The sequence below is a fragment of the Nocardiopsis listeri NBRC 13360 genome, from assembly GCF_001570765.1.
GTDB lineage: Bacteria > Actinomycetota > Actinomycetes > Streptosporangiales > Streptosporangiaceae > Nocardiopsis > Nocardiopsis listeri.
Window position 1 is genome coordinate 1 of sequence record NZ_BCSH01000064.1, and the last position, 9,543, is coordinate 9,543.

A 9,543-nucleotide genomic window follows, 5' to 3' on the forward strand; every position below is an offset into this window, starting at 1 on the left:
TTTTTTTGTTGTGTGGCTCATATGGGCAGCAGGAAGCCGGTGGAACCGGCGGCTCCCCCGAGATCGATGAGATCATGTCCATCGATCCCACGACCACCCCGAACCCCTGGCCTGTGGATAACGGGGTCGGGGTGGGGAAGTAGGGGATGGGGAATGGGACAATCTCCGGATGACGAAGACAATCCCGGCGGAGCTGTTGGCGGCCGCTGAAGCGGCGAAGGGCTTCATGCCCACGGATGAGGGCCTGGCCCTGTACGAGACGGCTGTGGAGTACGCCGACCGGGGACCGATCGTGGAGATCGGGACCTATTGCGGGAAGTCCACCGTGTTCCTGGGGGCGGCGGCTCGGGTGGCGGGGGCGAAGGTCGTCACCGTGGACCATCACCGGGGGTCGGAGGAACACCAAGAGGGGTGGGAGTACCACGACGCCACCCTGATCGACTCGGAGACGGGGAAGTTCGACACACTGCCGCACTTCCGGCGCACGATCACGCGGGCCGGGCTGGACGAGGAGGTCATCGCGATCGCGGGGGCGTCCACGGCGGTCGCGGCCGTTTGGGGCACCGAACTGGGCATGCTCTTCATCGACGGTGGTCACAGTGAGCAGGCCGCCCAGAACGACTACGAGGGTTGGACTCCGCACATCGCGGTCGGTGGCGCGTTGGTCATCCACGACGTCTTTCCGAACCCGGAGGACGGGGGGCGTCCGCCCTACAACATCTACCGTCGTGCTCTGGAGACCGGACGGTTCAAGGAGGTACGCGTGCTCGGTTCCATGCGGGTGTTGGAACGTACCTCCTGATCCGACGTGGTCCCCGTGGCATCGAGGGCCCTTCGGTCCTCGGGGCCACGGGGATTCATCGAACACCATGTGACACGCCGGATGAGGGTAAGTCCTCGGTAAGAAGTCACCGGGCGGTTACGGATTCGGCCTTGACACAGTTACGGGCGGGTATCGTGACGGTGAGGGTGGAGCGATGATGGTGGCGATTTTCCCCGGGATACCGCTTCAGTCCTGACTCGAACTGAACCGATCAGGGGCACTCGCGCGTCAAACACCAGGACGGCACGGTGCCGGACGTGATTTGCCATGGGGGCGGGGAGCTGAGCGAGAGCACACACGGCGATGGCGGGACGGATGGACAGCGTCCCGACTCGAATACGCCGGAGACGAACGACACCTCTGCAGAGGAGCTGTCCAGTCAGGCGACGCCCCAGGGTGATGTACCCGCTACCGATGATGACAAATCGGAGGGGGACTCCGGAGGGAACGACACTCCTGAGCCGGAATTCATCGTTGGCGGAGCCGCCGCATTCAAGACCAGTGGCACGTTCTTCCGTGAGCGGGTGGCCCAGACTTTGGCCGATCAGGGTTACGGTCTGGACGACGTGCCCTCTTCCGATTTGAACACCGATTCCGAGGCCGCCGAAGCCGAAGACGAAGACGAATCGGACTCCGCCTCCTCCACCTCCGCCGTCCCCTTCGCGGCAGAGGGCGAGGAGGACAAGGAAGGAACCGAGGAGGTGGCGACCGAGGCGGCGGAAAGCGTCCGCGCCGAGGACCCCGACAATGAGGCCACCGGTGTCTTCCCGCTCCCGAACCTCGCTCAGGCGAACGTGGAGGAGCCGGAGGGCTCGGAGGGAAGGGAAGACGCTTCCACGCCCGTCCCGGCGCCTGAGAGCACTGAGAGCACTGAGAGCTCTCAGAGCCCTGCGGGACCGGAGGGGGTGGACTCTCCGGTGGCCGCCGCGGAGGCGACCACCGAACCCGAGGACGAGCCGAGCCGCGAGGACGAGGCGAAGCCGACCGAGGCGATGCCCGCGGTGGCGGCCACCGCGTTCGTTTCCCTGCCGGACGAGAGGACGGACGAGAACTCCGAGGACAGCGACCGGATCGCCGAGCAGCAGGCGGCGCCGGCCGATGACGAGATGTGGCCGCGGCCTCGACGGTTCTCCGACTACACGTCGGAGCGTGAGGAACAGGCCAAGGACGAGGCCGAGAAGGGCGACGGCGCCACCGCGGCCGCCGGAGGGGCCGCCGCTGCCGCCTCGGCTCAGGCCGCGGCATCCGGTGGTCCGACCGGCCCCGGAGGCCCCAAAGGCCCACCCGGTGGCCCGGGCGGTCCGAAGGGCCCCGGCGACAAGGCCAAGGGCGACAAGAAGCCGAAGACCAAGAAGCCGCTGTGGTGGCGCATCCTGCGCGTGTTCCTCATCGTCACGGGCCTGATGATCGTCGCGGGCGTCGGTGTGTTCGCGTTCTTCTACACCACGGTGGAGATCCCGGACGCGGCCAAGGCCGACGCGGTCGAGCAGGGGTCGACGTTCTACTTCGCCGATGGTGAGACGGAGTTCGCCTATCGCGGCACCGACCGTGAGGTGGTCGACTACGAGCAGATGGTCGCCGGCGGCGACCACGTCGTCGAAGCCGTCATCTCCGCGGAGGACCGGGGCTTTTGGACCGAGCCGGGTGTCTCACTGAGTGGTACCACGCGCGCGGTGTGGTCCACGATCACCGGTGAGCAGGTGCAGGGTGGCTCGACCGTCACCCAGCAGATGGTGCGCAACTACTACGAAGGCGTGTCCCTGGACCAGACCGTGGCCCGCAAGGTCCAAGAGATCATCATCGCGATCAAGGTGGACCAGAACGAGGACAAGGAGTGGGTGATGGAGCAGTACCTCAACACCATCTACTTCGGTCGTCAGGCCTACGGCATCCAGGCCGCCGCCCAGGCGTACTACCACAAGGACGTCGACGAGCTCACCCCGGAGGAGTCCGCGTTCCTGGCCGCCGCCATCCAGCAGCCGACCCGTTTCGGTCAGGCCGACGTGGAGACCACGCCGGCGATGGAGAACCGGTGGCAGTACGTCATCAACGGTCTGGTCACGACCGAGGCCATCACCCAGGCCGAGGCCGACCAGATGGAGTTCCCCGCCCCTGAAGCGGAGAAGCCCATGGGGGGCGCCGACATCAGTGGCTACAAGGGATACATGCTCCAGGAGGCCCTGAGCGAGCTGGAGCGTCTGGGCTACACCGAGGACCACATCAACCGGCAGGGCTACAAGATCGTCACGACCTTCGACAAGGGCATGATGGACGCGGCCTATGAGTCGGTCGAGGCGATGGTGCCGCCGGAGAACCTTCCCGAGGGCGTCAACATCGGTCTGACCACCATCGACCCCGCCACAGGCGAGGTCAAGGCGTTCTATGGCGGTCACGACTACGTCACCAACCAGTACGACAGCGCCTTCCTGGGCGCCGCGCAGGCCGGTTCGGCGTTCAAGCCGTACGTGTTGGCCACCGCCTTGGAGCAGGGCTACGGCCTGAACTCCACGGTGGACGGGCGTGGTCCGCGGGACGTCCAGGGATCCCGGGTGCAGAACGCGGGCAACTCTCCCGGTGGGGTCATGACGTTGACCCAGGCCACCCAGGTCTCCAACAACCTGGGCTTCGTGGAGTTGGCGCAGGAGGTCGGCTTCGAGGAGATCCGCCAGACCGCCTACGACGTGGGTCTTCCCGAGGGCAGTATCGACGACAACCAGCTGGTGCCGGTCATGCCGCTCGGAGCGAGCAGCGTGCGCCCGGTCGACCAGGCCAGTGGGTTCGGAACCTTCGCCAACGGCGGTGTGCACATGGAGGCACACGTCGTCAAGGAGGTCGTGAACCAGGCGGGCGACAACGAGCGCCCCGACGTCGTCGAGAACCGTGCCCTGGAGGAGACCACGGCCGCGGACGTCACCCACGCGCTCGAAGGGGTCGTCACCGGAGGTACCGGTACGGCGGCGCGACTGTGGGACCACCCGGTCGCGGGCAAGACCGGTACGACCGACGGCAGCGTCGCCGCCTGGTTCGTGGGTTACACCCCGCAGCTGTCGACGGCGGTGGGCGTGTACAGCGGGAACAACGAGAGCTTCAGCATCCCGGGGCACAACATCTCCGGTGGCGGTCTGCCCGCCTCGATGTGGAACTCGTACATGACCCGCGCGATGGAGGGCTACGAGCGCGGTTCGTTCCCGGACCCGGCGTTCGACGGCACCACGGAGAACTGGGCGCCGGATCCGGCGACCCAGGCACCGCAGGAGCCTCAGGAACCGCAAGAACCTCAGGAGCCCCAGGAACCTCAGGAACCTCAGGAACCCGAGATCCCGGAGCTCCCGGAGGAACCGGAGATCCCCGAGCTCCCGGAGGAGCCGGAGGAACCGGGTATCCCGGAGAGCCCTGGAATTCCGGAGATGCCACCGTCGACACGCAGCGAAGACGGCTAGCGTCGCCACGCGAAGAGGGCCTCGTACCACATCGGTACGGGGCCCTCGCCCTTGTGTGAGGGTGGATCCTCAGGCGACCACCGGCTCGGTGTCCCAGCTGTGCAGGAACACCCGGGAACCGGGGGTGGTGCGGGTGAGCGCGTCCACGGCCAACACGATCGCGGCGGTCGTCCAGGTGCTGCGTTCGACCGGCCAGCGCACCTGTTCGGCGAACTGGTAACCGGTCCAGTAGACGCCGTCGTCGGGGTCGCGCAGGTGCTGGATCTCCCGCAGGATGCGTATCGCGGCGTCGGTCTCGCCCATGGCGGCCAGCGTGAGCACCAGCTCGGAGGACTCCGCCGCGGTCACCCACGGCTGGTCGCTCACGCAGCGCACACCCAGGCCGGGGACGACGAAGGTGTCCCAGCGTTCCGCGACGCGAGCCCTGGCGTCGTCACCGCGGACCGCCCCGCCCAGGATCGGGTAGAACCAGTCCATCGAGAAGCGGGAGCGGTCGGCGAACAGCCCCTCACGTTCGTTGATGAGGGTGGCGAGTCGGTCGGCGGCGGCCTCCCACCCGGGACGTTCCCTGCCCAGCCGGGCGCCCAACGCGGCGCCGCAGCGCAGCGCGTGGTGCACGCTGGAGCAGACCGTGAGCAGGGCGTGGTCGCCGGGTGTTCCGTCCTCATCCCGCGCCCACAGGATCTCCCCGTGGTCGCCGCGCAGCGTCAGCACGAACTCCAGCCCGCTCTCCACGGTCGGCCACAGTTCTTCGGCGAACGCGGTGTCGCCGGTGGTGAGCAGGTGGTGGAACACACCCACGGCCGGGTAGGCGGCGTGGTTGGCCTCTCGCAGACCCGTGACGGGCCTCCCCTGCCGGAACTTGGCGGGCCAACCGCCGCCGGGGTGCCGACTTCCAGCCAACCACCGATAGGCGCGCCGGGCGGCCTCGGCGTGTTCGGGCATGGTCAGACCGGTCACGGTCAGGGCCATGGCGCACTCCACGTGGTCCCACACGTCGGTGTGACCGCCGGGGAACCATGGGATGGCGCCGCCGGGCTCCTGGGCGCGCACCAGGTAGTCGGCGGACCGGTACAGCTGCTCGGTGCTGAGGACTCCGGGGAGGTGCAGGGCGTCGGGGTCGCTGGGCGCGGGTGCGGTGGCCATCAGTCGGACACGTCGGTCGTGATCGGCTTGCGCACGTACACGATGACGCTCTTGCCGATGACCGGGTTGAGGAGTCTCTCCGCGATCCGGGTCACCTTGGGGGCCTGGAGCATGTCCCAGACGAGCAGGTCGTGGTAGGCCTTGGCCGCCGGGTGGTCGTTGTTGTCGGTGCCCACGGCGCACTTGATCCACCAGTAGGGGGCGTGGAGGGCGTGCGCGTGGTGGTGCGGGCCGATCTCGAAACCGGTGGCCTTGAGCTTGGCCTCCAGCTCGGCGCGGGTGTAGATGCGGATGTGGCCGCCCTCGTTGGTGTGGTACTCCTCCGAGAGCGCCCAGCAGATGCGTTCGGGCAGGAAGCTGGGCACGGTGACGGCGGCGATGCCGCCGGGCCTGAGGACCCGGTACAGCTCCTTCATGGCGGCGGTGTCGTGCGGCAGGTGCTCGAAGATCTCGGCGGCGACGACACGATCGAAGGAGTCGTTGTCGAAGGGCATGTCGAGGGCGTCGCCCTTGACGGTCTCGGCCTTGGCGGACGCGGGCGCCTCACCTTCGTGGGCCATGGCCGCGAACATGGTCTCGACCTCGGCGAGGTCGTCGACGTTCTGGTCGAAGGCGACCACGTCGGCGCCGCGGCGGTAGATCTCGAAGGCGTGGCGGCCACCGCCACATCCCAGGTCGAGAACGCGGTGGCCCGGGCCGACGGGGAACAGGTTGAAGTCGACGGTGATCAGTGGAGGCTCCCTAGGGATGGTGCTGCGGGTCAGGCGCCGTTCGCGCGGGCCCGCACGGGCGCGGGGCGGTGGTCGCCGTCGAGAGTGGTCCCCTTGACGGCGGTGATGGTGGAGGCGTAGCGCTGCGCGGTGAGCTCGGCGACGGCCTTCCAGGTGAACCGTTCCTGGACGCGGCGCCAGGCGGCGGCGCTCATGCGCTCACGTTCTGCGTCGTCGTCGAACAGGGAGGCGAGTTCGGCGGCGAGGAGGTCGGGGTCGCCCGGGGGGATGAGGCGGCCGGCGTCGCCGTCGGTGCCGACGACCTCGGGCAGGGCGCCGGCGTGGCTGGCGATGAGCGGCGTGCCGCAGGCCATGGCCTCGACGGCGGGTAGGGAGAAGCCCTCGTAGAAGGAGGGGACGACGGCGACCTGCGCGCCGGCGATGAGGCGGCCCAGTTCGTCGTCGTCGATGCCGCTGACGAACTCGATGCGGTCGCGCAGGCCGAGTTCGTCGACGAGGAGGTCGGTGGGGCCACCGGGCCGGGGTTTGCTGACGATGGTCAGGGTGACGTCGCGTTCGGTGGCGAGTTTGGCGGCGGCGCGCAGCAGGACGGCGACACCCTTGAGGGGGCTGTCGGCGCTGGCGGTGCACACGATGCGGCCGGGGACGCGTTCCACGTCGGGGCGCGGGTGGAAGTAGCGGGTGTCCACGCCCAGCGGGGTGACCTCCATGGTGGCGGGGTCGACCCCGAACTCACGGGCGATGTCGTCGGCGGAGGACTGGGAGGGCACGAGGATGGGGTCGAGGCGGCGGGCGACGCGGGCCTGCATCTTCACGAACCCGTACCAGCGTCGCTTGGAGAGTTTCTGTAGGCCCTTGGCCTCGGCGATCTCGATGCGGCGGTCGACGCTGATGGGGTGGTGGATGGTGGTGACCAGGGGCAGGCCGGCGGACTTGACGCCGAGCAGGCCCCAGCCGAGGGTCTGGTTGTCGTGGACGACGTCGAACTCGTTGAGGCGGCGGCGGAGTTCGCGGTTGGCGCGCAGAGAGTAGGTGAGCGGTTCGGGGAACCCGGCGGTCCACATGGTGGCGACCTCGAGGACGTCGATCCAGTCGCGCCAGTGGCGCAGGGGCGGGGCGACGAAGGGGTTCGTGTCGTTGTACAGGTCGAGGGAGGGGAGTTTCTCCAGTGCGACGCCCTCGTCCAGGACCGGGTAGGGCTGGCCGGAGAAAACGGTGACCTGGTGTCCGAGCGCGGCGAGTTCGCGGGACAAGTGGCGTACGTACACGCCTTGTCCGCCCACGTGTTGTTTGCTCCGGTACGACAGGAGGGCGACGCGTAGGGGGCGGCGGTCGCCGGACGGCTCTGGGGTCGGTCCCGTGCTTGTGCCCGACTGGGTCAAGAGTCCACCTCTTCGTTGGGTCGCGTGCCCGGTAGTCGCCGTTCGTCCTCGGTCGCCGTCGGGTCCGTCCGGGCGCCCCCATATGTTACTCGCGAGTTCACTCGGGGTCGGCGCCGGGCAGTGGCTTTGTTCTGTTTTGCGGACCCCAAGGGGCGCCCGGACACGCCAAAGCGAAGCGGAGGCGCTAAGGAAGCACTGCCTAGGAGGATCCTATTCCGGGTGGTCGATTCAGGTGGTGGTGGCCCACCGTGGGAGCTCCATCGAACCGCCCCGCCTGACCAGGCCGCGCTCCTCCAGGGTGCGAAGATGCGCGGCGGTCTCGGATGCGGCCATGTGCCGGGCCAGGATCCGCATGTCCTCCCAGGGGCGACGCCACTCCAGACCGGAGGTGAGTTCCCACAGGGTGGTGGGACCGGGGCCGAGCAGCTCCGCCATCCGCGCCAGGCGTTCCTCGTGGTGGTCGGTGATCGCCCGGGCGCGTTCGGGTAGCCCGGTGAAGCGTTCCTCGTGTGAGGGAAGGCATAGCAGCCGCTCGGCGTCGGGCAGGCGTCCGATGCGGGACTGGGAGGACAGGAAGTCGCCGAGTGGGTCGCCCTCGGGGGCGTCGAGGGGGAACTGGCCCACGTGCGGGGTGATGCGTGGCAGGACGTGGTCGCCGGTGAACAGCAGCTCCCGGTCGGCCAGGTGCAGGCACAGGTGGCCGGGGGTGTGGCCGGGGGTCCACACGGCGCGAAGGTCCGGCCCGGGCACGTCGACCCGCTCGCCGTCCTGGAGGGCCAGGTCAGGGGTGGCGGGAGACCGGAAGACGGTGGGGGAGGCGCGGAAGGCATCGATGTCCTCGGTGGGGAACCCGGCGCGGGTCATCTGCGTGACCATCGCGGTGGCCCGTTCCTCCTGGTCGCGTCCCGCCTGTCTCTCCAGGACGGCTATGTCCCGGGGGTGCATGGCGATCCAGGCGTCGGAGGCTTCTCGCAGGCGGCCGCTCAGACCGGAGTGGTCCGCGTGGAAGTGGGTGATGACGGCGCCCTGGACCTGGTCGACGCGGTGACCGGCCCGGGCCAGGCCGTCGACCAGGGCCGACCAGGAATCGTCGTGGTCCCAACCGGTGTCGATGAGGACGGGGCCACCGGGGGCCGAGAGAGAGTAGACGTAGGTGAAGCCGATCGGGTTGTGGGGGACGGGCACCGGGATGCTCCAGAGCCCCTCGCCCAGGTCCTCCACCGGGGGAACCTCGCGCATTGTGGGACGGCCTTTCCGCTGGAAACCGAATCACATTCGATTCTAGGGAAGGGGCTCCTGGGACTTTTGGGCGGAGTGCGGCCAAAGCCGGATGATTGCGGTCCAGCCCCTAGGTGTTCGACGAAGTAGAACATATTCTACCTGGCTGGGCGATCGACCCGAAAATCTCTATCATGATCTCGTATTACCTCTGTCACGTCGGGCGATGAGGTGCGGATCATGGGTTCGGACGGCTGCCTGGGAGGGAAAGCGTTAGATAACGTGTTCTCATGACGGTCGGCGATCTCACGCCGGCCTTGAGGTGGCTCTCGGCCACCGCCTTCGCGGTGGACCGATGATGAAGGGGAGAGACCCAGTGGCGGTGCAGGCACCGATCGGAACGATGACGCGGAATCAGACACAGCGTCGCCGACGTATCGTCCAGACCGCGGCCGCCCTGGCGGTACGCGGTGGCGTCGAGGCGATGCAGATGCGCTCGGTGGCCGAGCGCGCCGGGGTCGCCCTGGGCACCCTCTACCGCTACTTCCCCTCGAAGATGGACCTGGTCGTGGCCGTGGTCACCGAGGAACTGGATCTGCTGGAGGGCGGCATCGTGCGCCGTCCACCCACCGCCGACACCGCCGCTGGTCGTGCCGTCGACGTGCTGTTGCGCGCCACCCGCGGACTCATGCGTGAGCCCGAGCTGGCCGACGCGCTGGTGCGTTCGCTGATCATGGCCGAGGTCAAGATCGAGCTGGACGTGCGCATCACCGACCTGGTGTGGCGGGTGGCCACCGGCAACC

The 9,543-nt window shown here is 68.5% G+C and carries 7 protein-coding genes; 3 read left to right on the forward strand and 4 right to left on the reverse strand.

Going from position 1 to position 9,543, the window contains the following annotated elements:
• The first annotated feature begins 169 nt into the window (after window positions 1-169).
• Both NLI01S_RS19245 and NLI01S_RS19250 read left to right on the forward strand, forming a co-directional pair.
• Window positions 170-802, forward strand: coding sequence for a class I SAM-dependent methyltransferase (locus tag NLI01S_RS19245; protein WP_067606604.1), 633 nt, complete (start codon window positions 170-172; stop codon window positions 800-802).
• A 269-nt stretch (window positions 803-1,071) separates the two neighbouring features.
• Window positions 1,072-4,263, forward strand: a complete 3,192-nt coding sequence (locus NLI01S_RS19250; RefSeq protein ID WP_067606606.1) for a transglycosylase domain-containing protein — start codon at window positions 1,072-1,074, stop codon at window positions 4,261-4,263.
• A 69-nt stretch (window positions 4,264-4,332) separates the two neighbouring features.
• On the opposite strand, the gene NLI01S_RS19255 is transcribed toward NLI01S_RS19250, so the two are convergent.
• From NLI01S_RS19255 to NLI01S_RS19270, 4 genes are all read right to left on the reverse strand, one after another.
• Window positions 4,333-5,409 (reverse strand): prenyltransferase, encoded by a 1,077-nt coding sequence (locus NLI01S_RS19255; protein WP_067606608.1) that lies wholly within the window; start codon window positions 5,407-5,409, stop codon window positions 4,333-4,335.
• A complete protein-coding gene (locus NLI01S_RS19260) occupies window positions 5,409-6,140 on the reverse strand; it encodes a class I SAM-dependent methyltransferase (protein WP_067606610.1) in 732 nt (243 codons plus the stop codon). The genes NLI01S_RS19255 and NLI01S_RS19260 overlap by 1 nt, the downstream gene beginning before the upstream one ends.
• 29 nt (window positions 6,141-6,169) lie before the next feature.
• Window positions 6,170-7,522 (reverse strand): glycosyltransferase family 4 protein, encoded by a 1,353-nt coding sequence (locus tag NLI01S_RS19265; RefSeq protein ID WP_067606612.1) that lies wholly within the window; start codon window positions 7,520-7,522, stop codon window positions 6,170-6,172.
• Window positions 7,523-7,750: 228 nt separating this feature from the next.
• On the reverse strand, window positions 7,751-8,761 hold the full coding sequence (locus tag NLI01S_RS19270) for an MBL fold metallo-hydrolase (protein WP_067606614.1): 1,011 nt from the start codon (window positions 8,759-8,761) through the stop codon (window positions 7,751-7,753).
• Window positions 8,762-9,116: 355 nt separating this feature from the next.
• On the opposite strand from NLI01S_RS19270, the gene NLI01S_RS19275 reads away from it, so the two are divergent.
• Window positions 9,117-9,543 (forward strand): TetR family transcriptional regulator (locus NLI01S_RS19275; protein WP_067606616.1); only part of this gene is annotated, 427 nt, incomplete at its 3' end.